28 protein-coding genes are annotated in these 26,980 nt (G+C 68.8%); 18 read left to right on the top strand and 10 right to left on the bottom strand.

Annotated elements, in window-relative coordinates:
• Positions 1-23: 23 nt before the first annotated feature.
• Genes AOZ06_RS61285 through AOZ06_RS22055 form a run of 4 tightly spaced genes read left to right on the top strand, consistent with a single transcriptional unit; the run spans position 24 to position 3,056 of the window.
• Positions 24-449 (top strand): PE family protein, encoded by a 426-nt coding sequence (locus AOZ06_RS61285; RefSeq protein ID WP_083471841.1) that lies wholly within the window; start codon positions 24-26, stop codon positions 447-449.
• Positions 442-1,089, top strand: coding sequence for a DUF3558 domain-containing protein (locus AOZ06_RS22065; protein WP_169798958.1), 648 nt, complete (start codon positions 442-444; stop codon positions 1,087-1,089). The genes AOZ06_RS61285 and AOZ06_RS22065 overlap by 8 nt, the downstream gene beginning before the upstream one ends.
• A gap of 29 nt (positions 1,090-1,118) precedes the next feature.
• Positions 1,119-2,279, top strand: coding sequence for a hypothetical protein (locus AOZ06_RS22060; protein ID WP_054291140.1), 1,161 nt, complete (start codon positions 1,119-1,121; stop codon positions 2,277-2,279).
• 6 nt (positions 2,280-2,285) lie between these two features.
• A complete protein-coding gene (locus AOZ06_RS22055) occupies positions 2,286-3,056 on the top strand; it encodes an ESX secretion-associated protein EspG (RefSeq protein WP_054291139.1) in 771 nt (256 codons plus the stop codon).
• Here AOZ06_RS22055 and AOZ06_RS22050 read toward each other — a convergent pair.
• Positions 3,037-3,639 (bottom strand): TetR/AcrR family transcriptional regulator, encoded by a 603-nt coding sequence (locus tag AOZ06_RS22050; protein ID WP_054291138.1) that lies wholly within the window; start codon positions 3,637-3,639, stop codon positions 3,037-3,039. The two genes, AOZ06_RS22055 and AOZ06_RS22050, sit on opposite strands and share 20 nt — an antisense overlap.
• A 105-nt stretch (positions 3,640-3,744) precedes the next feature.
• On the opposite strand from AOZ06_RS22050, the gene AOZ06_RS22045 reads away from it, so the two are divergent.
• The 3 genes from AOZ06_RS22045 to AOZ06_RS22035 are packed head-to-tail and all read left to right on the top strand — an operon-like array spanning position 3,745 to position 7,050.
• Positions 3,745-4,797, top strand: a complete 1,053-nt coding sequence (locus tag AOZ06_RS22045) for an FAD-dependent oxidoreductase (protein ID WP_054296819.1) — start codon at positions 3,745-3,747, stop codon at positions 4,795-4,797.
• Positions 4,794-5,474, top strand: a complete 681-nt coding sequence (locus AOZ06_RS22040; RefSeq protein WP_063810087.1) for a DUF3159 domain-containing protein — start codon at positions 4,794-4,796, stop codon at positions 5,472-5,474. Before AOZ06_RS22045 ends, AOZ06_RS22040 begins: the two co-directional genes overlap by 4 nt.
• Positions 5,475-5,529: 55 nt before the next feature.
• Positions 5,530-7,050 carry an alkaline phosphatase family protein gene (locus AOZ06_RS22035; RefSeq protein WP_054291137.1) on the top strand — a complete coding sequence of 507 codons (1,521 nt, stop codon included), beginning with the start codon at positions 5,530-5,532 and terminating at the stop codon, positions 7,048-7,050.
• A 57-nt stretch (positions 7,051-7,107) separates the two neighbouring features.
• Here the strand turns inward: AOZ06_RS22035 and katG are convergent, their stop codons facing one another.
• The 3 genes from katG to AOZ06_RS22020 all read right to left on the bottom strand — a co-directional run bounded on the left by katG (position 7,108) and on the right by AOZ06_RS22020 (position 10,184).
• Positions 7,108-9,342 carry a catalase/peroxidase HPI gene (gene katG / locus AOZ06_RS22030; protein WP_054291136.1) on the bottom strand — a complete coding sequence of 745 codons (2,235 nt, stop codon included), beginning with the start codon at positions 9,340-9,342 and terminating at the stop codon, positions 7,108-7,110.
• Between the two features lie 18 nt (positions 9,343-9,360).
• Positions 9,361-9,792, bottom strand: coding sequence for a Fur family transcriptional regulator (locus AOZ06_RS22025; RefSeq protein ID WP_054291135.1), 432 nt, complete (start codon positions 9,790-9,792; stop codon positions 9,361-9,363).
• 110 nt (positions 9,793-9,902) lie between these two features.
• Complete coding sequence (locus tag AOZ06_RS22020; protein ID WP_083471839.1) at positions 9,903-10,184, bottom strand: cupin domain-containing protein; 282 nt, start codon at positions 10,182-10,184, stop codon at positions 9,903-9,905.
• Between the two features lie 129 nt (positions 10,185-10,313).
• Here AOZ06_RS22020 and AOZ06_RS22015 point away from each other — a divergent pair, with 129 nt between their 5' ends.
• The 5 genes from AOZ06_RS22015 to AOZ06_RS21995 are packed head-to-tail and all read left to right on the top strand — an operon-like array spanning position 10,314 to position 15,444.
• Positions 10,314-10,811, top strand: a complete 498-nt coding sequence (locus tag AOZ06_RS22015) for a hypothetical protein (protein WP_054291134.1) — start codon at positions 10,314-10,316, stop codon at positions 10,809-10,811.
• A gap of 7 nt (positions 10,812-10,818) precedes the next feature.
• Entirely contained in the window at positions 10,819-11,907 is a 1,089-nt protein-coding gene (locus AOZ06_RS22010) for a M20 family metallopeptidase (protein WP_218922126.1), read from the top strand.
• A complete protein-coding gene (locus AOZ06_RS22005) occupies positions 11,904-12,710 on the top strand; it encodes a GNAT family N-acetyltransferase (RefSeq protein ID WP_054291132.1) in 807 nt (268 codons plus the stop codon). The genes AOZ06_RS22010 and AOZ06_RS22005 overlap by 4 nt, the downstream gene beginning before the upstream one ends.
• On the top strand, positions 12,707-13,813 hold the full coding sequence (menC, locus tag AOZ06_RS22000; protein ID WP_054291131.1) for an o-succinylbenzoate synthase: 1,107 nt from the start codon (positions 12,707-12,709) through the stop codon (positions 13,811-13,813). The genes AOZ06_RS22005 and menC overlap by 4 nt, the downstream gene beginning before the upstream one ends.
• Before the next feature lie 17 nt (positions 13,814-13,830).
• Complete coding sequence (locus AOZ06_RS21995; protein WP_054291130.1) at positions 13,831-15,444, top strand: PucR family transcriptional regulator; 1,614 nt, start codon at positions 13,831-13,833, stop codon at positions 15,442-15,444.
• On the opposite strand, the gene AOZ06_RS21990 is transcribed toward AOZ06_RS21995, so the two are convergent.
• The 4 genes from AOZ06_RS21990 to AOZ06_RS21975 form a co-directional block, all read right to left on the bottom strand.
• On the bottom strand, positions 15,434-16,231 hold the full coding sequence (locus tag AOZ06_RS21990) for a hypothetical protein (RefSeq protein WP_054291129.1): 798 nt from the start codon (positions 16,229-16,231) through the stop codon (positions 15,434-15,436). The genes AOZ06_RS21995 and AOZ06_RS21990 overlap by 11 nt on opposite strands.
• Complete coding sequence (locus AOZ06_RS21985; RefSeq protein WP_054296818.1) at positions 16,231-16,779, bottom strand: RNA polymerase sigma factor; 549 nt, start codon at positions 16,777-16,779, stop codon at positions 16,231-16,233. The genes AOZ06_RS21990 and AOZ06_RS21985 overlap by 1 nt, the downstream gene beginning before the upstream one ends.
• Before the next feature lie 570 nt (positions 16,780-17,349).
• Positions 17,350-17,859: an SRPBCC family protein gene (locus AOZ06_RS21980; RefSeq protein WP_054291128.1), complete on the bottom strand. Its 510-nt coding sequence runs from the start codon at positions 17,857-17,859 to the stop codon at positions 17,350-17,352.
• Positions 17,860-17,900: 41 nt separating this feature from the next.
• On the bottom strand, positions 17,901-18,509 hold the full coding sequence (locus tag AOZ06_RS21975; protein WP_054291127.1) for a TetR/AcrR family transcriptional regulator: 609 nt from the start codon (positions 18,507-18,509) through the stop codon (positions 17,901-17,903).
• Between the two features lie 69 nt (positions 18,510-18,578).
• Here AOZ06_RS21975 and AOZ06_RS21970 point away from each other — a divergent pair, with 69 nt between their 5' ends.
• The 6 genes from AOZ06_RS21970 to AOZ06_RS21945 all read left to right on the top strand — a co-directional run bounded on the left by AOZ06_RS21970 (position 18,579) and on the right by AOZ06_RS21945 (position 25,633).
• Positions 18,579-19,997 carry a pyridoxal phosphate-dependent decarboxylase family protein gene (locus AOZ06_RS21970; protein ID WP_054291126.1) on the top strand — a complete coding sequence of 473 codons (1,419 nt, stop codon included), beginning with the start codon at positions 18,579-18,581 and terminating at the stop codon, positions 19,995-19,997.
• An 83-nt stretch (positions 19,998-20,080) separates the two neighbouring features.
• Complete coding sequence (locus AOZ06_RS21965; protein ID WP_054291125.1) at positions 20,081-21,526, top strand: fumarylacetoacetate hydrolase family protein; 1,446 nt, start codon at positions 20,081-20,083, stop codon at positions 21,524-21,526.
• Positions 21,496-23,007 carry a 5-carboxymethyl-2-hydroxymuconate semialdehyde dehydrogenase gene (gene hpaE, locus AOZ06_RS21960; RefSeq protein WP_054291124.1) on the top strand — a complete coding sequence of 504 codons (1,512 nt, stop codon included), beginning with the start codon at positions 21,496-21,498 and terminating at the stop codon, positions 23,005-23,007. Before AOZ06_RS21965 ends, hpaE begins: the two co-directional genes overlap by 31 nt.
• A gap of 1 nt (position 23,008) precedes the next feature.
• A complete protein-coding gene (hpaD, locus tag AOZ06_RS21955) occupies positions 23,009-24,079 on the top strand; it encodes a 3,4-dihydroxyphenylacetate 2,3-dioxygenase (RefSeq protein ID WP_054291123.1) in 1,071 nt (356 codons plus the stop codon).
• Positions 24,080-24,089: 10 nt separating this feature from the next.
• Positions 24,090-24,872, top strand: coding sequence for a 2-oxo-hept-4-ene-1,7-dioate hydratase (gene hpaH / locus AOZ06_RS21950; RefSeq protein ID WP_225954757.1), 783 nt, complete (start codon positions 24,090-24,092; stop codon positions 24,870-24,872).
• Positions 24,857-25,633: an aldolase/citrate lyase family protein gene (locus AOZ06_RS21945; protein ID WP_054291122.1), complete on the top strand. Its 777-nt coding sequence runs from the start codon at positions 24,857-24,859 to the stop codon at positions 25,631-25,633. The genes hpaH and AOZ06_RS21945 overlap by 16 nt, the downstream gene beginning before the upstream one ends.
• On the opposite strand, the gene AOZ06_RS21940 is transcribed toward AOZ06_RS21945, so the two are convergent.
• Together AOZ06_RS21940 and AOZ06_RS21935 are read right to left on the bottom strand one after the other, a co-directional pair.
• Complete coding sequence (locus tag AOZ06_RS21940) at positions 25,598-26,593, bottom strand: hypothetical protein (protein ID WP_054291121.1); 996 nt, start codon at positions 26,591-26,593, stop codon at positions 25,598-25,600. The genes AOZ06_RS21945 and AOZ06_RS21940 overlap by 36 nt on opposite strands.
• The gene (locus tag AOZ06_RS21935) at positions 26,590-26,943 is read right to left on the bottom strand and encodes a PadR family transcriptional regulator (RefSeq protein ID WP_335338413.1); all 354 of its coding nucleotides are present in this window, start codon (positions 26,941-26,943) and stop codon (positions 26,590-26,592) included. The genes AOZ06_RS21940 and AOZ06_RS21935 overlap by 4 nt, the downstream gene beginning before the upstream one ends.
• Between the last annotated feature and the right edge of the window lie 37 nt (positions 26,944-26,980).

Genomic DNA, 26,980 nt, shown 5'->3' with positions numbered 1-26,980 from the left:
GTCGTCTGTCACGAGGGAGCGGCATGCCGATGAAGCCGGACGATGAGAACGTCGTGGCTACCGATCCATCGCCATCGCCACCGCCGCCGCGAATCGCACCGCCAAGAATCGTGGCCGGTGATTCCACTGGTCACACTGCACCGAGTCTTGATATTCGACCGGAGCAGGTGGAGCAGACAGTGCGAGTATTCAGGGAAAATGCCCAAACCCTCAGCGAGCTGATCACCGACGGCAGCCGGAAACTGCAGATGAGCCCGATGGCCGACGACGAGGTCTCGGCCGAGGCCGCCGCGGGCTTCAGCAAGGCGGGCCAGGTGCACATCGACGCGGTCACCCGGTACCAGCAGTGGTTGCGGGCCATCGCGGACGATCTGCAGCGCAGCGCTTCCGCCTACCGGGCCACGGAAGATGGCAACTCCGGCACCCTCCGAGGTGGCGACGGTGGCTGACCGACACCACGCACCCGCCGGCACCGCGCTCGTCGTGACGGCTCTGGCGATGCTGTCCCTGGCCGCGTGCACCACAGCCGAGACGGGCACGCCAGTCGTCGAGCGCATGTCCGGAAACAGCGCGAACGATTCCCGCTCATCCGCGGCCGCGGCGCCGACGACCGGTTCGCGGACCTCACCGCCGCCGAATCCGCCGCGGCCGCGTGATCTGCCGATCGCCGGCATCGATCCCTGCTCATTGTTGACAAAGGAACAACAACAGCGATTCGGTGTGGACGAACCGCTGCGACCGCGACAGGAACCCACTTTCAAGAGTCCACTGTGCGGCTTCGCCTCCCGGCAGAACAAGATCGTGTTCGACGTCATCACCGTCACGACTTCGGGTATCGACCGCTTCAAACCGGGGAAGGTCAACGGCGAGGTTCGCCCACTGACCGTGCACGCTTTTCCCGGCTTCGAAGTGTTCACCGAATTGTTGCCGACGAGTTATGTCTTCTGCGTGGTGGTCGTCGATGTCGCGGACGGACAAGTCGCGCACGTCACCTACCGCGAGGACGGGGCCCGGCTCGGCAAGGCGGAAGTGTGCAGACGAACGGCTCAAGTGGCCGATGCCGTTGTCGGGAATCTGCTGGCTCGCTGACCAACCGCGAATCGTCCCGGGGAGGAACGATGACCGCACGGAACTGGCTCGACAAACCGCACAGACAGTTGTACGAGAACATCCACGGTGGCGCCGGAGTGCAGGCGGGTGAGGACACCATGTCCTATTACGACGAAGCCAACACCGTTCTGCAGTCGGTGCACAGCAATATCAGCAGTCACCTCGCGGCCCTGGCCGCGGACTGGACCGGTGTGGCCGCGGACGGTGCCGCGGCCACGATCCGGGCTTCCGCGGACTGGGCGAGTGCTGCCTCGGTGGCCACGATCGTCGCCCGCGCGCAGAGCATGCACTTGGCGAACGCCTATGTGGACGCCCGCAACGCGATGCCGGAGCCGGTCAGCCTGCCCGACATCGCGCCGGGCCAGGGCATGCCTGCCACCAACGTGATCGTGGACGTGGTGGTGGCGCAGGCGCAGGCGATGGCCGCGCACCAGCAGGCCGCTGACGTGATGGCCGCGTACGAGTCGTCCACGGCGGATTTCGTCGCGGCGATGCCCGCCTACCCCGACGTGCCGGACCGGGTGGGGACGACGCAACCCGCCATCGCTGGGCCAGGCACGGTCGTTCCGATCAGGACGAAAGGTCACGACGTGCGACCGGCGACCACTGAGCAGCCCGCGCGGCCGGCCACCGCCGCTGTTGCACCGCCCGGGAGCGACACAGCGGTGACTGCGACTCACCCCACTGGCACGAGAGCACCCGACGCGAGACCAGCAGGCGCGGGGACGTCAGGCAGAGTGGACACGCCAGGGCAAGACGCCGTCGTGCCCCAGGAATTCGTTGCTCCCCCAGCGGGTTCCCACGGCTACGACGGCCTCGCCCTGGTGGGCGGGGATGGACAGGAGACGCCGAGCCGCCGTGGCTCAACACCGGCGACACCATTCGGAAGCGGAACCCCGGCAGTGCCCCACCTGGGAGAACGGCCTCGCAGTGACCAACCGGGACGCGGCGCCGCAGTCGCCGGTGTCCCCCAATCGGGCGCGCAAGGCCGCGGCGGCGGTGCGGTCCCCGGGCGAGGCACGGGGATGACGCCGGGTTTCGTCCCCACGGCCGGGCGTGGCCAGGATGAGGACAAGGACCACGACCGCAAGTACATCCTGCTCGAGGACCACCTCGGCGACGACCATCCGCCAGTGTCCCCGCCCGTGATCGGCGAAGACCGTCCATAGCGGACCGTGGCTTTCATCGCCCGCCTGTCAGCCTTCGCCGTCCGGCTGCTGTGCGACCGCATGGACATCCACCTCCCCGCTGTGATCACGTTGCCGCACGGGGCGTTCGACCCTGCGGCAAGGGCGGCCGAGACACAGCGGGCGACCGAGCGTCTGCGCGTGGACGGGTGGCTCGACCATCGAGACGAGGTCGACGACCGGCTGGCGATCGCGTTGCGTGTTCTGGATCAGCCGCACTACCTCATCGACGCCATCTGCCACGTCGACGCGCGCCGGGATGCTGTGCTGGCGGTGGCGGGCCGCCGAGCGGTCAAGCTGGTGGTGACCGGGGACCAGGTCGTCGTCCGGCGGATCCAGCCGAGCGGGCTCGCCGCGCAGGCGGTCGCGCTGTTACCCGTTCTGCGGGAAGGGCACGGCCGTTCCGTTTCATTGCCGACGGATGCGTTGCTGGCCGCGGCGAGCACGGTCGACGGCGACGCGGCAGCGCTCGGATCGGCGTTGAGCCACGCCGGGGTCTCCCCCGCTGTCGCTCACTTGGTCGCGTCGATGAACACCGACGTCGTCAGCACGGCACAGTTCGGCGTCGCCGTCGCGGCACGGGACCGGCGGATGGTCCGCGGCGATCACGTGATCGGCTGGTGGGCCAACGACACCGGCGGTTATCTCGCCGAGCAGCACCGCAGTTCGTCCGGGGAGTCGTGGACCACGATAGCCCCGACCGATTCGGCGAGGCTGGCCAGGCAGCTGGACACCTTGCTCAAGACGGTTCACCGGTGAGGCAGTGCTGTACGAGTGCGCCGAAGCGCGCCACCAGTTCGCCGGTCGACGAAGAGGCGACCGGCTCGATTCGCACGATGTAGCGGGCCACGGCGATCCCGAGCAACTGCACGTTCACCATCGCGACGCGCATCTCGGCGTCGGGTGTGTCGAGCAACGCCCGTAGCCTGCCGCTGATCTCCCGGTCGATGAACTCGCGCAGCAACGCCTCGGACTGGTTGTGGGTGGGTGCCGAGCGGGTGAGCGTCGCCAGCGGCGCGCGGTCGGACTTGTCCATGTTCTCCACCAGCGTCCGGATGATCCGGTCGCCGATGCCGTCCAGTCCGCCCGCGAAGATCTCCTCGACCGCGGGCGGCAGTTCGGCCGAGATGTCCACCGCCGCCGCGAACAGGCCCTGTTTGGTGCCGAAGAAGTAGAACACCATCGCCGGGTCCACGCCCGCCGCGGCGGCCACCGCGCGCACTGTCGTGCCGCCGTAGCCGTGCTGGCGGAACAGCGAACGGGCTGTGTCCAGGATCCGCTGTCTGCTCTGCGCGCCTGATCGCCAGCGACCCGGGCGGCCGGAGGAACCGTGCTCTGTCATCGCGGGCCGAGTCTATCGGAAATTTCTTCATCACTTGGTGGAGATTCGGGTCCGGCCCGCGCTACCGTGAACTTCACCAAGCGATGAAGAATGGGGTGCCAGGCGATGCGGGTGATGGTGATCGGCGCGGGACTCGGTGGGTTGACGCTGGCCCACGGCTTGCGCCGAGCGGGGGTGGACGTCGTGGTGTACGAACGCGACCAGGCGACAGGGCGACCGCAGGGCGTCAGCCTGCACTTCGACGACCGGGCGCTGACCGCGATGCGGGCGTGTCTGCCGCCGGGCCACGCGGCGATGGTCGAGGCCACCGCCGGTGGACAGCGGGAGCACACGTTGTCCCTGTCCGAGGCAGACGGCGAGCTGACGGTCAGTGCCCAGCCGGAAAACCGTGCCAGGAAGGGCAGACAGGTCCACCGGCCACTGCTGCGAGCGGTGTTGTCGACCGGCATGGAGGATCACGTGCGGTTCGGCGCCGAGTTCACCCGGTTCGAGCAGCGTGCCGGCGGGACGGTCCGGGCCTGGTTCGCCGACGGCAGCACCGACACCGCGGACGTGCTGGTCGGCGCGGACGGAATCGGGTCGGCCGTGCGCAGCCAGTACCTGCCGCACGTCCAGGTGATCGACACGGGCAAACGCATGCTGATGGGCGCGACACCGCTGCGGGCCGTGGCCGGCACCGGGCTGCCCGCGTTGATCGGCCACAACGCCACCAGCGTGAACGTGCGTGGTGCGGCCATGGCGCTGGGCGTGCTGCGATTCAGCCAAACCCCTGCCGCCGCACGGGACCGGTGGCTGCCGGCGCTTCGCTCCCCCGCGGTCGACGACGCCGAGGACTACCTCATGTGGGCATTGCCGTTCACCAAGGAAGCGTCCATCCCGCAGCACCCGGTACTGCGGCTGGTGATCGACGAAGCATGGCCGGATGTCACGGCCGAGCTGCGGATCGGGGTGATCCCGCCGATGCCACCGTGGCCCGCCGGCCCTGTCACGCTCATCGGCGACGCGATCCACCTGGCGCCGGGTTTCGGCGGCAACCTGGCGATGCAGGACGCGCACCGCCTGCGTGACGCCCTGGTCCGCGGAGGTCCCGGCGCGATCGGCGCCTACGAGGACGCGATGCGCCGGGACAACTTCCCGCAGCCCGTCGGTGCCGTATGAAGTTCGCCGCGCTGACAGGCAGGACGCTGTCCCTGTTCGAGGCGTTGGGTGGTTGGCGTACGGTCGCCGAGGGTGTCGCGTCACGCGCGCTGTTCGTGATCGCCTACTTGATCACCGAGCACGTGGGGACCTCGGCGTTGATCGCGCTCGGCGGTGTCCTGGTCGTCGCCGTGATCCGGGTGTGCACCGGCGGGAAGTCCTGGCAGGCGTTCGTCGGGCTCGTCATGGTCGGCCTGTCGGCGTTGCTGGCCGGCAGCACCGGGCGGGGTGTGGACTTCTACCTCATCGGCATCGTGATGGGCGCGTGCGGCGGAACGATCGCCCTGCTGTCCATGCTGGTGCGGTGCCCCATGGTCGGGCTGGCGGTCGGGACTGTGCGCGGTGAACGCCTTGCCTGGCGCCGGGATCCGGTGCGTCGGCGGCGCTATCAACTGTGCACGGCGGTGTTCCTGGCGAAGTTCGTCATCGCCACGGCCGTGCAACTGCCGCTGTACCTGGCTGATCAGGTGGTCGCGCTCGGGATTGCCAGCACACTGCTCAACACGCCCGCAACGGGCCTTTGTGCCTATCTCTGCTGGCGGGTTCTGCGCACGGAGGCGATGTCCGGACATGCTCCTGGCGAGTTCAGGTGTTCGGCACAGTCCAGTCACTCGACAGCACCGGCGCGTTCACGGTAAGTGGTTTCGCTGGGACGGCAGTCCCAGCCTCATGTCCTGCAGCAGAGGAGAAACCATGCGTGTGCGTCTCCGGGCGAGAACATTCTCGCTCGCGTTGTCCGGCGTCATCGCCGCAGCCGCGGTCACCGCGCCGTCCACCGCCGCGGCACTACCGGCGGCGCCGGTGAAGAAGGTGCTCGTGGTCGGCATGGACGGTCTGAACTGGGCCAAGGTGGTGACAGCGAACGCGCCCAACCTGGACGCGCTGGCGGCGGACGGCTCGCTCGGCGAGAGCCTGCTGTACTGCCCGTCGGTCGCCGCTTCCTCCAGCGGCCCGGGTTGGTCGACGATCGCGACCGGTGTGTGGCCGGACAAGCACGGCGTCAAGGACAACTCCTTCGCGGGCAAGCAGTACGCCACCTACCCGGATTTCCTGACCCGGCTGGAGCGCGTGAACTCGGCGTACCGGACCTATTCGGCGGTTGACTGGACCGTGCTGCACTCCCAGGGCACGTTCTCGACGGCCATCGACACCCGCGTCACCTACGACGGCGACCGCGACGGGTACGTGGTGTCGGACGAGAAGATCACCGCGGACACCGTGCGCAACCTGCGTGACGGCAACCCGGACGCGTCCTTTGTGTACCTGGGCAACACCGACGTGGTCGCGCACGCCAGTGGTACGGGTGCGCCGTACATCGCCGCGATCGAGAAGCAGGACGCGCAACTCGGGCAGTTGCTCGGCGCGATCAAGGCACGGCCGACGTACGCGGGCGAGGACTGGCTCGTCGTGGTCGCCACGGACCATGGTCACACCAACCCGGGTGGCGGGCACGGCGGTTGCGGGGTGGGTGACGAGCGGCGCACGTTCGTGCTCGCCAAGGGCTCCGGGACAGCGGCGGGCGGGCGGCCGATCGACACGCGACTGGCCGACGTGTCCGCGACCGTGTTCAACCACCTGGGTGTCGCGGCTGATCCGGCGTGGAAGCTCGACAGCAAGCCGGTTTCCGTGCGCGCCACGGACGCGTTCGACTCGCTGTCCGGTGCACTGTCCACAAGGGTCGACGAGACCGGGATTCCCGCGACGGTCAAGGGCTGGACGCACACCGCGCCCACCGGCTGGTCGGTCGACCGCAGCAGGATGCCGTCCGGTGGCGTGACGGAGTGGCGCGGCTGGTCGTTCACGACCGACGAGTTCTGGACGCGTGCGCAGGCGAGCCAGGAACGGGAGAACGCGTTGCGCACCCGTGGCGTGTTCGCGGTCGCCGACTCCGACGAGTTCGACGACAAGTCCGGTGGTTCCAGCTTCGACTCGACGCTGGTCTCCCCCGCCTACCGCGTCACCGCGGGATCCACGGTCAGGCTCGACTACGTCACGCACTACCTGCAGGAAGGTTCGCAGACCGGTGACGTGTCGGTGTCGTTCAACGGGGGCGCCGACCAGCTCGTCAAGCGGTACTCCGCGGACGCGCGCGCCAAGGTCGAGTCGCTGCCGGTGACGGTGCCCGCGGGCGCGACCTCGATGGTGGTGAAGTTCCGCTACCACAACGCGGGCAACAACTGGTACTGGGCGATCGACGACCTGCGCGTCGGCTGACGCGAACGAGAACGCCCCGGGCCTGTCGAACAGGCCCGGGGCGTCGCGGTCATCCGGTCACGCCACGTCGTAGCGGTCCAGGTCCATCACCTTGGCCCAGGCGGCGACGAAGTCGCGCACGAACTTCTCCTTGGCGTCGGAGCCGGCGTACACCTCGGCGACGGCGCGCAGTTCGGAGTTCGAGCCGAAGACCAGGTCGACCCGGCTGCCGGTCCACTTCACCTCACCGGTGAGCCGGTCACGGCCCTCGAACGTCTCCGCGTCCTCGGACGTGGGCTGCCACGCCGTGCCCATGTCCAGCAGGTTGACGAAGAAGTCGTTGGTCAGCGCGCCCGGCGTGTCGGTGAACACGCCGTTCTCCGACTGCTGGTGGTTGGCGCCGAGCACACGCAGGCCGCCGACGAGGACGGTCGTCTCCGGCGCGGTCAGCGTGAGCAGGTTCGCGCGGTCGATCAGCGCGTACTCCGACGGCAGCCGGTTGCCCTTGCCGCGGTAGTTGCGGAAGCCGTCCGTGGTCGGCTCCAGCGGCGCGAACGACTCGGCGTCGGTCTGCTCCTGCGTGGCGTCGGTGCGGCCGGGGGTGACCGGCACGGTGACTTCATGCCCGGCGACCTTGGCGGCCTGCTCGACGGCGGCGGCGCCGCCGATGACGATCAGGTCGGCCAGCGAGACCTTCTTGCCGTCGGACTGGGCGCCGTTGAAGGACTCCTGGATGCCCTCGAGCGTGCTCAGCACCCGCGCGAGGTCGTCCGGCTGGTTGACCTCCCAGCCGCGCTGCGGCTCGAGGCGGATGCGGGCACCGTTGGCGCCACCGCGCTTGTCACTGCCGCGGAAGGTCGACGCCGACGCCCACGCGGTGGACACCAGCTCCGACACCGTCAGGCCCGATTCGAGGATCTTGGCCTTGAGGCCGTCGATGTCCCTGTCGTCGATCAGCGGGTGGTCGACGGCGGGCACGCGGTCCTGCCAGATCAGCTCCTCCTGCGGCACGAGCGGGCCGAGGTAGCGCTGGATCGGGCCCATGTCGCGGTGGGTCAGCTTGAACCAGGCGCGGGCGAAGGCGTCCGCGAACTCGTCCGGGTTCTCGTAGAACCGGCGGGAGATCTGCTCGTAGACCGGGTCGAAGCGCAGCGCGAGGTCGGTGGTGAGCATGGACGGCGTCTGGGTGAGCTTGCCCGTTTCCGGGTGCGGAACCGTGTTGCGCGCCTTGCCGTTCTTCGGCGTCCACTGGTTGGCGCCTGCCGGGCTCTTGGTCAGCTCCCACTCGTACTCGAAGAGGTTGTGGAAGAACCAGTTGCTCCACTGGGTCGGGGTCGGCGTCCAGATGACCTCGAGACCGCTGGTGATCGCGTCGGCGCCCTTGCCGGAGCCGAAGCTGTTGCGCCAGCCGAGGCCCTGCTCCTCGATGGCCGCGCCCTCCGGCTCGGCACCGACGTACTTGTCGGGGTCGGCCGCGCCGTGGGTCTTGCCGAAGCTGTGCCCACCGGCGATCAGCGCGACGGTCTCCTCGTCGTTCATGGCCATCCGGCCGAACGTCTCGCGGATGTCACGCGCGGAGGCCAGCGGGTCCGGGTTGCCGTTGGGGCCCTCCGGGTTGACGTAGATCAGGCCCATCTGGACGGCCGCGAGCGGGCCTTCCAGCTGCCGGTCACCGGTGTAGCGCTCGTCGCCGAGCCAGGTGCGCTCCGGGCCCCAGTAGACGTCCTCGTCCGGCTCCCACACGTCGGCGCGGCCACCGGCGAAGCCGAAGGTGGTGAAGCCCATGGTCTCCAGCGCCCGGTTGCCCGCGAAGATCATCAGGTCGGCCCAGGAGATCTTGCTGCCGTACTTCTGCTTGACCGGCCACAGCAGACGGCGTGCCTTGTCCAGGTTTCCGTTGTCCGGCCAGCTGTTGAGCGGGGCGAACCGCTGCATGCCCGCGCCGGCGCCACCACGGCCGTCCTCGACGCGGTACGTGCCCGCGCTGTGCCACGCCATCCGGATCATGAAGGGGCCGTAGTTGCCGAAGTCGGCGGGCCACCACTCCTGCGAGGTGGTCAGCACCTCGTCGACGTCCCGCGCCAGCGCGTCGAGGTCGAGGGTGGCGAACGCGGCCTTGTAGTCGAAGTCCGCGTCCATCGGGTTGGAGGCGGTCGCGTGCTTGCGCAGGATCGCGAGGTTGAGCCGGTTCGGCCACCAGTCACGGTTGCTGCCGCCCTCGGTGGGGTGGCTGAAACGCCCGGTGCTCACCGGGCACCCGCCCGCCTCCGGGACGTTCATCTCGCCGACTTTGGCGTCTGGGCTGTCAGACACGGGAATCCTTCCAGGTGTTCAGGAACTGGGTGCGAGCAAACAGTCGGGGCACAGGCCCCGGTAGACGACCTCGGCCTCGTCGATGACGAAGCCGTGGGCCTCGGAGGCGGTCAGGCAGGGTGCGGGACCCACGGCGCAGTCGACGTCGGCGATGGCTCCGCACGACCGGCAGACGACGTGATGGTGGTTGTCCCCTACCCGGGCCTCGTAACGTGCGACTGAGCCCGGTGGCTCGATGCGCCGGAGCAGACCCGCGGTAGTCAACGCGCGCAGCACATCGTAGACAGCCTGGTGGGATACCCCACCGAGCTCGTCACGCACGACCCCTATGATCGAATCGGTGTCGGCGTGGGGGTGGGTGTGCACCGCGGACAGCACGGCTATCCGAGGGCGTGTCACACGCAACGCGGCGTCGCGCAACAGTCGCTCGAAGTCCGAAGTCGTGGGCACGTCCAGAGTCTGCCCTGTTTTCTGGAATGATTCAAGAATAAGAATCGAACGTTCTTGCGTGTCACCCCGGCCTGGCAGCGCTCAGACCGCCGCGACCAGGCGTTCGTCAGTCACGCCGGCAGCGCTCCCCTGATGTGGAAACGCTCACCCCGCGGGCCGAGGATGGCCAGGAGCTCCGCCGGTGGCTCATCGGCGTTGCCGAACCAGTGCGGCAGGTGGGTGTCGAACTCGACCACCTCATCGGCGGCGAGCACGAGATCCTGCTCACCGAGCACCACCCGTAGCCGTCCATTGAGGACGTAGAGCCGGTGGTAGCCCTCGTGCGAGCGCGGATCCGGTTCGAGGCATTCGGTCCGGCCAGCGGGCAGCACCGAGCCGAACTCGTCGTTCATCCGCCCGCCGTGGACCCGCGTTCGCGGTCTTCGCACAGCCCCAACGTTTGGAGCGGCCTACGAGGTGGCCGCGCAGACCTTGTCACAAGCGACGAAGACAGCCGCGACCAGGCAGGGCAGGGTTGTGGGGTGAGCACACACCCGCGCGTCGACGACGTGCCGACTTTCGCTGTGCCGGGGCACCCAGCCCTGTCACCGGACGGGGACAGATGCCTCCACGTCCTGCGCACCACGGACGCCGAGGCCGACCGCGACGACTACGAGGACCTCTTCCGGGAGATCTTCGCCGAACTGGCCGGTGTCCGGATGCCCGAGCCGCTCCGGCCGCCCGCGCGGCCGGTCAGGGTCGGCCTGGACCGCCATGTCGGCACGTACGAACGGGCGAGCACAAGCATGGAGGTGTTCAGGGACGGCGACAGTCTGCGTCTGCGGACGACCGTGACCGGGCCGCTGGCCGAGATGCTGCCCGACACAGTGCACGAGTACACGATGGTGCCGGTGGACGAGGACCAGTTCCTGGTCATGGAACCGGCCGTGGGCGCGTGGATGCCGGTAACGTTCTACGACCTCGCCACGGGCGAGCGGTACGTGCACCACGAGGCCCGTGCCACACCGAAAGTGAGCTGACATGGACATGGTGTCCGACATCGAGGAACTGGTGACGTGCGAGTCGCCGTCGACCGACCTGGCCGCCGTCGCCGCCAGCGCGGACGTGGTCGCGCGCGTGGGCACACGGCTGGTGGGGGCCGAGCCTGAGCGGATCGTGGTGGACGGGCGCACGCATCTGCGGTGGCGTTTCGGCGACGGGCCTGCCCGTGTGCTCGTGCTGGGCCATCACGACACGGTGTGGCCGTTGGGTACGTTGGCCACGCACCCGTTCGACGTGACCGGCGGCGTGATGCGTGGACCGGGGTGTTTCGACATGAAAGCCGGTGTGGTGATGGCATTCCACGCCATCGCCCGTCTGGCCGACCGCGCCGGGGTGACGTTGCTGATCACGGGCGACGAGGAGATCGGCTCGCCGAGTTCGCGGGCGTTGATCGAGGCCGAGGCGCGGGGTTGTGTCGCGGCGCTCGTCCTGGAGGCGTCCGCCGACGGCGGGGCGTTGAAGACCGAACGCAAAGGTGGCTCGTGGTACACCGTCCGGGCGCACGGTCTGGCCGCGCACGCGGGCCTGGAACCTGAGCGGGGCGTCAACGCGACGGTGGAACTGGCACAGCAGATCCTGGCGGTGAACGAGCTGGGCGACGACGCTCTGGGCACGACCGTCACGCCCACGCTGCTGTCGGCCGGGACCACGACCAACACTGTTCCGGCGTTGGGTGAGGTCGCGGTGGACGTGCGGGCACGGACCGTGGCTGAGCAGGAACGGGTCGACGCGGCGATGAAGGAGCTCACGCCTGTGCTGGACGGCGCGAAGCTGGAGGTCCTCGGCGGGCCGAACCGTCCGCCGCTGGAAACGACGGCGTCAGCGGACCTGTTCGCGCGGGCGTCCACATTGGCCGCGGAACTCGGGTTGCCGCCGTTGACGAGCACGGCCGTCGGCGGCGGCTCGGACGGCAATTTCACCGCGGGGATGGGAATCCCGACGCTCGACGGGCTGGGTGCCGTCGGCGGCGGGGCGCACGCGGACGACGAACACGTGCTCGTGTCCGAACTGCCCGGCCGGACGGACCTGGTCGCGGCCCTGATCGCCGATCTGCTCGAGGGGACCGCGAAGTGACCGACCCGTTCGACAGCGAGGCCGCGGCACGGGCAGCCGGGGTGGTTGTCCGTGAGCTCACCGACCTCGCCGACCTGGACAGCGTGTACCACCTGTTCGACGAGATCTGGCGGCCCGACCCGTCGAACCCGCCGGTGACGACGGAACTGTTGCGCGCCTTGACCAAGGCGGGCAACTACGTGGCCGGGGCGTTCGACGGGGACAAGATGGTCGGGGCGTGCGTCGGGTTCCTCGGTATGACTGGGAAAGTCGTGCTGCACAGCCACGTCGCCGGCGTGTCCGGTGCCGTGACGCGGCGCGGTGTCGGTTTCGCGTTGAAGCTGCACCAACGCTCGTGGGCGCTGCGGCGCGGGCTGACCGAGATCCACTGGACGTTCGACCCGCTGGTCAGCCGCAACGCGTATTTCAACATCGCCAAGCTCGGCGCCGCACCGGCCCAGTACCTGCCGAACTTCTACGGCGGCATGCGCGACGGGATCAACGGCGACGACGAGAGCGACCGGCTGCTCGCGTGCTGGGACCTCGACTCCCCGATCACGGCGGCAGGCGATCCACCGGCCGCCGTGATCGCGCTGGACCGCTCGGGCGACGAGAGCCCGGTCATCGGCACGATGGCCGGAACGGAACTGCTGGTGGCCATCCCGCGGGACATCGAGTCGTTGCGCGTGAGCGACCCGGCCACCGCCAGCCGATGGCGGTTGGCCGTCCGCGACGTGCTCGGCACGCTGCTCGCGGAAGGCGCCCGCGTCACGGGGTTCGACCGCTCCGGCCGGTACCGGGTGACCAGAAAGGACAGTCGATGAAACTGGCAGGCGTCGAACTCAGGCTGATCGGCATGCCGCTCGTTGCGCCGTTCCGCACCTCGTTCGGAACGGAGACCACCCGCGAGGTCCTGCTGCTGCGAGCGGTGACCGGCGAGGCCGAGGGCTGGGGCGAATGCGTCGCCATGTCTGATCCGCTGTACTCGTCGGAGTACGTCCACGCGGCCGCCGACGTGCTCACCCGGTTCCTCATCCCGGCGGTCGCCGCGCTGCCCGAACTGGACGGCAACGCCGTGGGGCCCGCGCTGGCCAAGTTCAAGGGCCACCGGATGGCCAAAGCAGCCTTGGAGACCGCGGTCCTGGACGCCGAACTGCGCGCACAGGGCCGGTCCATGGCACGGGAACTCGGCGCGGTGCGCGACCGTGTCCCGTGCGGGGTGTCGGTCGGCATCATGGACTCGATCGGCGAACTGCTCGACGCGGTCGGCGGCTACCTCGACGCCGGATACCTGCGGATCAAGCTGAAGATCGAACCGGGCTGGGACGTCGAGCCGGTGCGCGCGGTGCGGGAGCGGTTCGGCGACGACGTGCTGCTGCAGGTCGACGCGAACACCGCGTACACGGTCGCCGACGCGCGGCACCTCGCCGGGCTCGACCCGTTCGACCTGCTGCTGATCGAGCAGCCGCTGGACGAGGAGGACGTGCTCGGGCACGCGGAGCTGGCCAAGGTGCTCAGGACCCCGGTCTGCCTCGACGAGTCGATCACGTCGGCGCGGTCGGCGGCCGACGCGATCCGGCTCGGCGCGTGCCGGATCGTGAACATCAAACCGGGCCGGGTCGGTGGGTACCTGGAGGCGCGCCGGATCCACGACGTGTGCGCGGCGAACGGCGTCCCGGTCTGGGCGGGCGGGATGCTCGAAACCGGGATCGGGCGGGCGGCGAACGTGGCGCTGGCCGCGTTGCCGGGGTTCACCGTGCCCGGCGACACGTCCGCGTCGGACCGCTACTACCGCACGGACATCACCGAACCGTTCGTGCTCGACGACGGCCACCTCGCCGTGCCGCCGGGGCCGGGGATCGGCGTGACGCCCGACCCGGCCGAGCTGGACAAGGTAACGTCCAAGGTGGACTGGCTGCCTGCCTAGGAACGACAGTGGACGGGATGACACGCGGACCGCACACCAGCCTCGGCCGGGTGCTCGACGACCTGGGCACGACGCTGCTCGAACTGGTCCACGGCACAGCGGACAGGCCGGGAGCCGTCGGCGGAGTCGTGATCCACGACCCGCTCGACGAGACCGCGTTGCCCGAGCGCTCGCTGGTGCTGGGTGTGGGTGTCAACGACCCCGCGGATGTCGTGGCGCTGCTGCGGTCGCTGGGCCAGTCCCACGCCTCGGCTTTGGTGCTGCGCGCGCCCGTGCGGCGGACGCCCGAACTCGCCGCGGCAGCCGAGGAGTCCGGTGTGGCCGTGCTGGCGCTGGCCAGGGGCGCGTCCTGGACGCAACTGGCCGCGTTGCTGCGGTCGCTGCTGGCCGAGGACGACGTCGGCGACGCGGGACCGGAGACGCTGGGTGACCTGTTCGCCGTCGCCAACGCGGTCGCGGCGCTGATCGACGCCCCGATCACGATCGAGGACCGCAGTTCCCGTGTCCTGGCGTTCTCCGGCCGCCAGGACGAGGCGGACCAGTCGCGCGTGGAGACGATCCTCGGCCGCCAGGTGCCGGCGAAGTACTCCCGGATGCTCACCGAGAGCGGCGTGTTCCGCGCGCTGTACACCAGCGACGAGCCCGTGTACATCAAGCCACTCGCCGAACTCGAGGATTTCGTCGTGCCCCGCGTGGCCGTACGCGTCCGCGCGGGTGACGAGTTCCTCGGCTCGATCTGGGCCGCGGTGCCTGGCCCGCTCAGCACCGAACGGGCGCAGGCACTGCGTGCCGGAGCCAACCTCGTTGCGTTGCACCTCCTGCGAATCCGTGCGGGCGCCGACGTGGAACGGCGCCTGCGGCGTGACCTGCTCGCCACCGCGCTGGAAGGCGGTGGCGGAGCCCACGAGGCGATGACCCGGCTCGGCCTGGCGGACCTGCCGGTGGTCGTGCTGGCCATGACGACAGTCCAACCAGGGCAAGCGGTGGACGCGGCGCAGCTGAACGAACGACAGCGACTGGCCGACGGCCTCGCCATGCACCTGAGCGCAGTGCACCCCCGGTGCGCGGTAGCACTGCTCAGTGATGTGGCGTACGGACTGCTGCCTGTGACGGGCGGCGACGACGGGCACGGAATCCGTGTCGCCACGGACTTCCTCGACCGCATCGGCCACAGAACACCTGTGTATATCGGGATTGGGCCGGTCGTCACGGATGTGACGGGACTGGCGCAGGCTCGCGCGAGCGCTGATCGCGCGGTTCAGGTGTTGCGTACCGGCAATGCGACCGGCCGCCGTGTGGCTCGCCTCGCAGACGTGTACGTCGAGGCCCTCGTCATGGAACTACGTGACTTCGTCACCGCCCGGGGCGGGCAGGTGACCGGTCCTGTCGCGCACCTTGTGGCGTACGACGAAAAACACAACACGAACCTGGTGGACACGTTGTGCGCGTGGCTTGACGCGTTCGGCGACGTCATGGCCGCCGCGGCGGCGGTCCACGTCCACCCCAACACGTTCCGCTACCGGCTGCGCAGGCTGACCGAGATCAGCGGAATCGACTTGGCGGACCCGGAAGCCCGGTTCGCCGCGATGCTCCAGCTGCGCGTCTTCCCGGTCCGGTGGGTCACCAGGTGAACGCGGTCGCGAACTTGAACAGCTGCTCCGCGTCGAACGGCGGGATGGCGAGCGGCTTCGGTGAGGTCCGCTCCCCCACGTTGGTGACCACCTGGATGTAGGTGCCGTCCGGTCGCTGCGCGCTCATGACGCTGCTCAGCGTCAGCCCGGGTGGGCGGGAATCAGGCCGTGCCGCCGCCACAGTGCCGTCCGGCAGCGTCCGGCGCACGCAGTTCGATTCCCCTTGCGCGCACGGGCCGAAGTGCTGACCGTAGTAGTGGCCGAGCTCAGTGCCCGGCTGGTTCTTGAGCACCCAGATCTGGAAGGTCGCGGTGCCCTGGGCGTTGGTGAGCAGAGCCTGGGCGGTGTAGTTGACCTCGCCCTTCGGCCCTGGTGACCCGCTGAACCTGAGCGGGTGCTGGATCGGGTTGGCCGGGTTGTCGCCCGCGGTGAACTCGGCGGGGATCAACTGTGCCTTGGCCGCGACGAGCTGGCTGTCCAGCTTCTGCGATCGAGCGTCGACAATCGGCAGGACCTGCTGCCGGTTCGGCGGTTGCGGCTGCGTGCCCTGCGTCGAGGACGTCGGCCGGACGCCGGGGACGACGGGAAGGGTCTCGCTGACTTGGACGGTGGTGAAAAGCGCCCCGGCCAGGACGACGGCAGTCGCCCCGCCGACCCCGAGCACAGCGCGCCGGTTCTTCTGCTGCGCCTTGGCCTTGCCGATGACCGATGGCACGTCCACTGGACGCGGCTCGGCCTCGTCGGCCAACTGCTCAAGGCCGTGTGTCAGTCGCTGGTTGTCATCCATCACAGGTGCAACTCCTCGAGTGTCGCGGTGTCGAGCTGAGCCATGGCCGCGCGCAGGGCAGCCAGTCCACGAGCTGTCTGGCTTTTCACAGTCCCCTCCGAGCACCGGAGGACAGCTGCCGTCTCGGCCACCGAGTACTGCGACCAGTACCGCAGGACAACCGCCGCACGCTGACGCGCGGGAACCCGCGCCAACGCGGTACGGAGCACGTCGTTGTGGTGGGCTTGGTCAACCCGCGACTCCGGCTCCCCCTCCACCGACGGACGATCGGGAACGACACCGTCCCGCGCCTCGGAGCGGCGCCACGGCCGACGCCACTCGTTCAACCAGCACCTCAACAGGATCTTGCGGGCGTACGCGTCAAGAGAAGCGGACTCCTGGACCTTCGGCCAAACCCGGTACAGCTTGATCAAGCAGTTCTGCACCAGGTCATTGGCGAAATGCCGGTCCCCGCACAACAGGTACGCCAGCCCAGTCAGCGGCCCGTTCGACCGGGCCACGAACGTTTCGAAGCGAGCGTCATCGTCGCTCCTGCTCGGCAGGCTCATACCCCTCAAACACATCGACTCACCGGAGGGTTGCACGAGGCAAAACCCGACAACCAGAGCGACATGGTCGCACGCGAACCACCCAAGCACCCCAGAGCGGCACAGGCACACCCGCGACCACCGAACCCGGGAGCAGCGCAGCCACAAGGGAACAAAACCACGCAAAATCGAAACGGCACGACCGCACCCAAGACCACCCGGCAACCCGGCAACCCGGCAACCCGAAGCAGAACAGCACGCACACAACCACAGGCAAACCAGCCAAGAAGACCCGAAGAAGCACACGCACGCAAAGCACCGGAAAACCCGAAAGGCCACCACGATCACCACAACCACCGAACCACAAGCAAACCAGACGAAAAGCCCAAGCACGAAAAACCAAAAGCGAAAAGGTACACCGAAAAGACCCCGAAAGCCCAGGAGCGGCGCCGATCTTACCTGGGGTGGGGATGGCCGTAAGCTTGTGGGCGTGGAGAGCCCCGCCACTTCGGAAAGTGCTGAACCACAACGAAAAGCAAAACCCGAGCACGACAAGAACTCACCACAAAAAAACCACAAGCCAGACGAAAATCAGAGCTGCTCAGCCAAATCCTTGATACCCCGAACAGTCCGAACCATATTAGCCCGAAGATCAGCAAGCCGATCGGCAACGATCTGACGCTCATCATCAGGATTCTCGTCGATGATGTAGTTCAGCAACGAAGGACCGGGCCCCATCCGCACCCACTGCCGCAACTGAGTCCCCCCACCCGCCGGAGAAAGTTCAAAACGCCACGTAGCAGTCGGATTGTCGACATCCTCGACAACGAACGTGATCCGCTCATGCGGCACGTACTCGGTGATCGTGCAGACGGTCTGCCAGGTCCCGACTTCCGGGTGCTCGTTGGTCCCCTGGAACCGGGCGCCGACGCGGGGCGCGGTGTCGTCGTCCAGCCAGCGCACCGCGCGCAGTTCGGTGCTGAAACGGGCCGGCAGGGCGATGTCGCAGACCAGCGGCCACACGTCCGCGACGGCGGCGTCGACGACCACCTCCGCCGCGACCGACGGGCCGTCGGCGTAGCGAGGCCTTGTTTCGTCCATCGGTCTCTCCTGTCCCAGATCGGCCGTCGGGTCGGATGTTATTAGCCTGAACCGGGTTCAGGGCTCTTCAGGCCTGTGAGGTGGGTGTCGATCAGGCTCAACTGGAGTTCCCGGCTGGTCGGGTGTTCCGGCAGCAGGCCCAGTATCTGCAGTCCCATGGCCATGGCCAGGAGTTGTTCCGCGATCACCTCGTTCGCGACGATCGTGCGTACTTCGTCGTCTTCCCGGCCTTCTTTGATCAATGCCACCAACTTATCGCGCCAGCGCTGCAATTGCGCGTCGTTGGTCCGGGCCAGCCTGCCGTCGGTGAGGGTGCGGCTCCAGAACGGCAGCACGATCTTCGCTTCGAGGCGGGTGATCTCGTCGGACGGCACGAGTTCGACGAGAAACGCACGCAGCGCGGCCAGTCCGCGCTTGCCCACGGTCGCGGCGCGGGTGCGTTCGTCGGTCTGCTCGGAGACGTACACGTACGCGGCCTCGATGAGGGCTTCCTTGTTGGGGAAGTAGTGGGACAGCGCGCCGTTGGCGTACCCCGCCTGCCGTGCGATCTCGCGCATCGTGGCGGCGTCCGCGCCTTTCGCGGCGATCAGGCGCCAGGTGACCTCGAGGATCGCGCGCCGCCGTTCCGCGTGGTCTACCAGCCTCGGCACAGTGAATCACTTCCCGTTTGGTTCTACTTCTGTAGAGTAACCCGCACGTCCCGGGAGCGAGGCTATGAGATGACCCCTGAGGAATTCCGCGCCGCCGCGCACGAACTGGTCGACTGGATCGCCGACTACCGCGCCACGCTGGCGGACCGGCCGGTCCAGGCGCAGGTGGAGCCGGGCGAGGTGGCGGGCAAACTGCCGTCGGCGCCGCCGCGGTCGCCGGAGCCGTTCGACGCGGTCCTCAAGGACCTCGACGACGTCGTCGTCCCCGGGCTCACGCTCAACCAGCACCCCAGGTACTTCGGGTGGTTCCCGTCCAACGCCACGCTCAGTTCCGTTCTCGGCGACCTGGCCACGTCCGGGCTCGGCGCGCTGGGCATCACCTGGCAGTCCGCACCGGCGCTGACCGAGGTGGAAGAGGTGGTCGTCGAGTGGCTGCGTGAGCTGACCGGCCTGCCCGCCACGTGGAAGGGCACGATCCACGACACCGCGTCGACCGCCGCCCTTGTCGCCATGCTGGCCGCTCGGGAACGCGCGACCGGGTTCTCCGAGACAGCGGGCGGTTTGCAGGCCGAGCCCGCGCCGCTCACCGTGTACACCACCGAGCAGGCGCACTCGTCGGTCGTCAAGGCGGTCGCGCTCGCCGGGTTCGGCAGCGGAAACCTCCGCCTGGTCGAGACGGATCCGCGCACCCGGGCGATGGTCCCGCAGTCCCTCGCGGACGCGATCGCCAAGGACGTCGCCGCGGGCAACCGCCCCGCCGCGATCGTGGCCAGTGTCGGCACGACGGGCACGACGGCCATCGACCCGCTGGCCGAGATCATCCCGATCGCCCGGGAACACGGCATCTGGGTGCACGTCGACGCCGCCATGGCCGGGTCGGCGTTGCTGTTGCCGGAGATGCGGTGGATGGTCGACGGGCTGGACGGCGCCGACTCGCTGTCGTGGAACCCGCACAAGTGGATGGGCACGGTCCTGGACTGCGCGCTGTTCTACGTGGCCGACCCGGAACACCTCGTCCGCGTGATGTCCACGAACCCGTCCTATCTGCGTTCCACCGTGGACGGCTCGGTCACGCAGTACAAGGACTGGGGTATCCCGCTCGGCCGCCGGTTCCGCGCGTTGAAGCTGTGGTTCCAGTTGCGACTCGACGGCGTCGCGGAGATCCAGGCGCGGCTGCGCCGGGACCTGGCCAACGCGCGGTGGCTCGCCGACCAGGTGGAAGCCGCGCCTGGCTGGCGTGTGCTGGCTCCGGTGCCCCTGCAGACCGTCTGCCTGCGGTACGAACCGGAAGGCATGGACGCCGAGGCGCTCGACGAGCACACCCTCGCCTGGGCCGACGCCGTGAACGCGTCGGGGGCGGCGTTCGTGACCCCGTCGAAGCTCGACGGGCGCTGGATGGTCCGGGTCTCCATCGGCGCGTTGCCGACCGAGCACAGCGATGTGGCGTTCGTCTGGGACGTCCTGCGCCGGACCGCCGAGAAGCACTGAGGACGCCGATCTCCCGCTTGTCACCCCGCCCACAGATCATATACGATCTGGTCTGAATTGGCGTCAAGGCGGGAGCAAGAGTGATGGACGGCCATCAGGCGACGACACCGCTGCCCACTCGGCCGGGCAAGATCATCGCGGTGCACATCAGCTACGCGTCCCGTGCCGAGCAGCGTGGCCGCCGCCCTGCACAACCCTCATATTTCTTCAAACCGTCGAGCTCGTTGGCCGGGTCGGGCGGCGTTGTCGAACGTCCGCACGGCACCGAGCTGCTCGCGTTCGAGGGCGAGGTCGCGCTGGTGATCGGCACGCCGGCGCGCTGGGTGCCGCCGGAGCGGGCATGGGACCACGTCGCCGCGATCACCGCCGCCAACGACCTTGGGATATACGATCTACGGGCGGCGGACCGCGGTTCGAACGTCCGCTCCAAAGGCGGTGACGGCTACACCCCGATCGGTCCCGGCCTGATCGGCGCGCGTGGGGTGGACCCCACCGCGATCCGGATCAGGACCTGGGTCAACGGCGAGCTCAAGCAGGACGACACCACGGCCGGGATGATCTTCCCGTTGGCCCGGCTCGTGGCCGACCTGTCCCAGCACCTCACCCTGGAGACCGGTGACGTCATCCTGACCGGCACGCCCGCGGGCTCGACCGTGCTCGAACCAGGCGATGTCGTCGAGGTCGAGGTCGACGCGGCGGGCGCGAGCAGCGGACGGCTCGTCACCACGGTCACCCAGGGCACGACACCGTTCTCGGATGTCGGTGCCCTGCCGAAGAGCGACGACACCCAGCGCGCCGAGGCGTGGGGATCACGCGCGGCAGCCGGTCTGCCCGAACCGTTCGCCCTCACCGACGAACTGCGGGACCAGCTCCGCCAGGCGCCGGTGGCGACCTTGTCCGCGCAGCTGCGCAAGCGCGGCCTCAACAATGTCGTCATCGAGGGCGTCCGGCCCAACCTCCCGAGCGTCAAGATCGTCGGCACGGCGAAGACTCTGCGCTTCATGCCGAACCGCGAGGATCTGTCGGCCAGCCACGGCGGCGGCTACAACGTGCAGAAGCAGACGTTCGACACGGTCGGCGCCGGTGAGGTCATCGTGATCGAGGCACGTGGCGAGACGGGGTCCGGCACGCTCGGCGACGTCCTGGCGACGCGTGCCGTCTGCCGTGGCGCCGCGGGCGTGGTCACGGACGGCGGCGTGCGCGACTACGACGCGGTGGCCGCGACCGGGCTGCCGGTGTTCTCGCTGGGGCCGCATCCCGCTGTGCTCGGCCGCAAGCACGTGCCGTGGGACGTCGATGTCGCCGTCGCGTGCGGCGGCGCGACCGTCCTGCCCGGCGACGTCATCGTCGGTGATTCCGACGGTGTCATCGTGATCCCGCCGCATCTCGCCGCGGAGGTCGCGCAAGCCGCTCTGGCGCAGGAAGAAGAAGACCAGTGGGTGGCCGGGCAGGTCGCGCGGGGCAACCCGGTCGAAGGCCTGTTCCCGCCGAACGCCGAATGGCGCGCGAAGTACGAGGAGACCCTGTGAACGTCGAATTCCCCGACCGGATCCGGCACTACATCGACGGCCAGTTCGTCGACTCGGCCGACGGCAGCACTTTCGACGTGCTCGACCCGGTGACCAACGAGACCTACGTCCAAGCCTCGGCGGGCAAGAAGGCGGACGTCGACCTGGCCGTGGCCGCCGCGCGGCGCGCGTTCACCGACGGGCCGTGGCCTGCGCTGCTGCCCCGCGAGCGTTCCCGCGTGCTGCACCGGATCGCCGACATCGTCGAGTCACGCAACGCCCAGCTGGCCGAGCTGGAGAGCTTCGACTCCGGCCTGCCGATCTCGCAGGCGCTCGGCCAGGCCAGGCGCGCGGCGGAGAACTTCCGGTTCTTCGCCGATCTCGTCGTCGCGCAGGCGGACGACGCGTACAAGGTGCCCGGCCACCAGGTCAACTACGTCAACCGCAAGCCGATCGGCGTCGCCGGGCTGATCACACCCTGGAACACGCCGTTCATGCTGGAGTCGTGGAAACTCGGCCCCGCGCTGGCCACGGGCAACACCGTGGTGCTCAAACCGGCCGAGTTCACCCCCTTGTCGGCGTCGCTGTGGGCGGGCATCTTCGAGGAGGCCGGGCTGCCGCGGGGCGTGTTCAACCTGGTCAACGGGATCGGCGAGGAAGCGGGTGACGCGCTGGTGAAACACCCGGACGTGCCGCTGATCTCGTTCACCGGCGAGAGCCGCACCGGTGAGATCATCTTCGCCAACGCGGCACCGCACCTCAAAGGCCTGTCGATGGAACTCGGTGGCAAGTCCCCCGCGGTCGTCTTCGCCGACGCCGACCTGGACGCGGCGATCGACGCGACCATCTTCGGTGTGTTCTCCCTCAACGGCGAACGCTGCACGGCGGGCAGCCGCATCCTGGTCCAGCGGCCGGTGTACGACGAGTTCGTCGAACGCTACGCCGCGCAGGCCAAGCGAGTCGTGGTCGGCGACCCGAAGGATCCCGCGACCGAGGTCGGCGCCCTCGTGCACCCCGAGCACCACGCGAAGGTGATGAGCTACATCGAGATCGGCAAGACCGAGGCCCGGCTGGTCGCCGGCGGGGGGCGACCAGCCGGGCTCCCGGACGGCAACTACGTGGCGCCGACGGTGTTCGCCGACGTCAAGCCGGACGCCCGGATCTTCCAGGAGGAGATCTTCGGCCCGGTGGTCGCGATCACGCCGTTCGACACCGAGCGGGAAGCACTGGAACTGGCCAACAACACCAAGTACGGCCTGGCCGCCTACGTCTGGACCAACGACCTCAAACGGGCGCACACGTTCGCCCAGTCGATCCAGGCGGGCATGGTGTGGCTCAACTCCAACAACGTCAGGGACCTGCGCACGCCGTTCGGTGGCGTGAAGGCCTCCGGCCTCGGCCACGAGGGCGGGTACCGGTCGATCGACTTCTACACCGACCAGCAGGCCGTGCACATCACCCTCGGCGAACCGCGCAACCCCACGTTCGGCAAAGGAGCCTGACATGAGTACACCGCCGCCGGACATCCTGCGTTGCGCGTACATGGAACTCGTGGTGACCGACCTGGCGCGGTCCCGGCACTTCTACGTGGACGTGCTGGGCCTGGTCGTGACCGAGGAGGACGACACCACCATCCACCTGCGCGGCCTCGAGGAGTTCATCCACCACAACCTCGTCCTGCGCGTCGGGCCGGTCGCGGCGGTCGCGGCGTTCTCCTACCGGGTGCGCGCCCCCGAGGACCTGGACAAGGCGGAGGCGTTCTTCACCGGGCTGGGCTGTCGCGTGGAACGCCGGAAAGAGGGCTTCACCAAGGGAGTCGGCGACTCGGTGCGCGTGGAGGACCCGCTCGGCTTCCCGTACGAGTTCTTCCACGACGTCGAGCACGTCGAACGGCTGGCGTGGCGCTACGACCTGCACACGCCGGGCGCGATCGTCCGGCTCGACCACTTCAACCAGGTCACCCCGGACGTGCCGCGCGCGGTGGAGTACCTGGAGTCGTTGGCTTTCCGCGTCACCGAGGACATCAAGGACGACGAGGGAACGACCTACGCGGCCTGGCTGCGCCGCAAGTCCACTGTGCACGACACGGCGATGACCGGTGGAGACGGCCCGCGCATGCACCACGTCGCCTTCGCCACGCACGAGAAGCACAACATCCTGTCCATCTGCGACAAACTCGGCGCGTTGCGCATGTCCGACCGCATCGAGCGCGGCCCCGGGCGGCACGGCGTGTCCAACGCGTTCTACCTGTACCTGCGTGACCCCGACGGGCACCGCATCGAGATCTACACGCAGGACTACTACACAGGCGACCCGGACAACCCCGTTGTGACGTGGGACGTGCACGACAACCAGCGCCGTGACTGGTGGGGTACGCCTGTCGTGCCGTCGTGGTACACGGACGCGTCGGTCGTGCTCGACCTGGACGGCAAACCGCAGCCGGTTGTCGCGCGCACCGACTCCAGCGAGATGGAAGTGACCATCGGTGCCGACGGTTTCTCGTACACCCGCAAGGACGAGGACTCGATGCCCGAGTGGAAACAAGGCGAGTTCAAACTCGGCAACCAGTTGTAGGGCGATCATCTTGGACCACACGACTATCAGTGCCATCGCGGACGAACTGGCCGCGGCCGAGGCGTCCCGCACGACCGTGCCGCTGTTGACCGGCCGGTACCCGGACATGACCATCGAGGACTCGTACGCGGTGCAGAACGAGTGGCGCAGGCGTGGCATCGCCGCCGGTCGCCGCCCGGTCGGCCGCAAGATCGGGCTGACGTCCAAGGTCATGCAGGCCGCGACCGGGATCACCGAGCCGGACTACGGCGCGATCTTCGCCGACATGGTGTACGAGAACGGCTCGGTCATCGAGCACAGCCGGTTCTCGAACGTGCGCATCGAGGTCGAACTGGCGTTCGTGCTCAAGGACGCGCTGGCAGGCCCCGGGGTCACGGTGTTCGACGTGCTGCGGGCGACCGAGTACGTCGTGCCCGCGCTGGAGATCCTGTCGTCGCGGATCGAGATGGCCGGGCGCACGATCGTCGACACGGTCAGCGACAACGCGGCGATGGGCGGCATGGTGTACGGCGGCGTCCCGGTCAGTGTGGACACAGTGGACCTGCGCTGGGTGTCGGCCTTATTGTACCGCAACGAGACCATCGAGGAATCGGGAGTCGCCGCCGCCGTGCTGAACCACCCGGCCAACGGCGTGGTGTGGCTGGCGAACAAACTCGCCCAGCACGGCGACCGGCTGGAGCCGGGCGAGATCGTGCTGGCGGGCTCGTTCACCCGGCCGATGTGGGTGCGGCCGGGCGACACGATCATGGCCGACTACCGCGACCTGGGAGCCATCACATGCCGGTTCGCCTAGCTCCGACGTTCCGCGACCAGCTGTCGGACGCGGCCCGCCCGCAGGTGGGGATGTGGGTCTGTTCGGGCAGTACGGTCGCGGCGGAGATCTGCGCCGGTGCCGGGCTGGACTGGTTGCTGCTCGACACCGAGCACTCCCCGCTGAGCCTGGAAACCCTGCTGACGCTGCTGCAGACGGTCGCGGCCTATCCGGTCACCCCGGTCGTCCGGGCGTCGGTCGGCGATGCCGTTGTGCTGAAACGGTTGCTGGACGTGGGTGTGCAGAACCTGTTGGTGCCCATGGTGGATTCGGCCAAGCAGGCCGAGGAGACCGTGCGGGCCGTGCGGTATCCACCGCGTGGGGTGCGTGGCGTCGGAAGCGCCTTGTCGCGGTCCGCGCGGTGGAATCGCGTGGCGGGTTACCTGGATCGGGCGGACGAGTTCGTCTCGCTGTGCGTGCAGATCGAATCGGTCGCGGGCGTCGAAGCGGCGTCGGAGATCGCGGCGGTCGACGGCGTCGACGGGGTCTTCGTCGGCCCGTCCGACCTCGCCGCCTCCCTGGGCCTGCTCGGTCAGCAGACCCACCCGGAGGTCACCGCTGCCGTGCTTCGCACGCTCGAAGCCGTACGCGAGCAAGGAAAACCTGTCGGGGTCAACGCCTTCGACCCCGAACAGGCACGGCGGTATCTCGACGCGGGCGCGTCGTTCATCCTCGTCGGCGCGGACACCACGCTGCTCGCCGCCGGATCAGACGGCCTCGCGAAACGGTTCATCGCCGGCTGACAGGGCCAGGTGGCCGCGCGCACCGGTGACCGCCAGCGCGATCCCGACCAGCACCAGGCACGTGACTCCGCTGATCGCCAGCGACACCAGTACACCGGTCGAGGTCAGGCCGGCCATCTGGAACCCGGCGACGGCCGCCTGCGGCAAGGTCAGCGCGATGTAGGTCGCCAGACCGAGCCTGACGTACGGCGGGATGCCGAGCGCGAGCACCGCCAGGCCGGCGAACACGATCACCCAGTTCTGCAGCGACCACGGGTTCAGCCACAGCCCGGCCACGTCGGTGACCACGAACCTGGCGTACCAGTTCCACGCGAGCACGACCGCCGCGCCGATCACGGCCGCCCACACCCACACTCGCGGCCACGGCACGGGCGCTTCCCGGTGGAATCCCACGAACAAGCAGATGGTGGCGATCCACAGTGGCGCCAAAGCGCTCAGCTGCCACAGCACCGCGTCCGCGGGCGGGCTTGAGCCGAGCGTGATCACGAGATCGAACAGCGTGGGCACGACAGCGGTGACGGCCAGCGCCTTCGCTGTCCCACGCCAGCGGGTGAAGATCAACACGAACGCGCCGACAGCCGCGACTCCCGCGGCGGACCGCCAGAAGTAGGACGTGGGCTCCAGTCCGAGCGGCGGGATCAGCTGCGTGCTGACCGCCCGGACGATGTCGCCGACCGACAGCACGGCGTGGGCGAGCAGGCCGATCATGGCGACCAGTCGCACAGCGCCGCCCAGCGCGACCGCGCGCGGCGGACCGTCCGCACCGGACAGTCTGGTCCGGACCGCGAGCGCCGCGACCGCGCCTGCCTCCGCCCAGCCCGGCCAGCCGTGTTCCTGGTCGACGTCGTCCGGGCGACCGCTGATGAAGGTGTCGACCATCTCGTCCGCGCGCTTCTCGCGGTACCAGCCGGGCAGCAGCCTGAGCAGCACCCGGTAGCGTCGTTCCAGCTTGCTCGTCATCCCGGCCCTCCCAGCTGCAGTGGCGCGAATCCCGATGCCCTGAGCACGGAACTGGCCGCACGGACGTTGGCGCTGAGTTTGTTCACCTCGGCGGCCAACGCCTGGATACCCGAGTCGGTGAGCCGGTAGTAGCGGCGCAGCCTGCCCTGGTGGACTTCCTCGCGGTCGCGCTCGGCAAGACCGTCGGCCACCAGTCTGTCCAGTACGCCGTACAACGTGCCGACTCGCAACCGCACACGGCCTTCCGACGTCGTTTCCACGGCCTGCACGATCGCGTAACCGTGCATCGGCCGCTCCGCCAACGCCGTCAGGACCAGGAAGGCCTGTTCCGACATCGATCGACTGCTCACAACACGGAGTATATCGTAACGCGATATACAACGTCAA

The organism is Kibdelosporangium phytohabitans (genome assembly GCF_001302585.1).
GTDB lineage: Bacteria > Actinomycetota > Actinomycetes > Mycobacteriales > Pseudonocardiaceae > Kibdelosporangium > Kibdelosporangium phytohabitans.
Note: the sequence above shows the minus strand (reverse complement) of the source record. Positions and strands in the feature narration are given on the sequence as shown.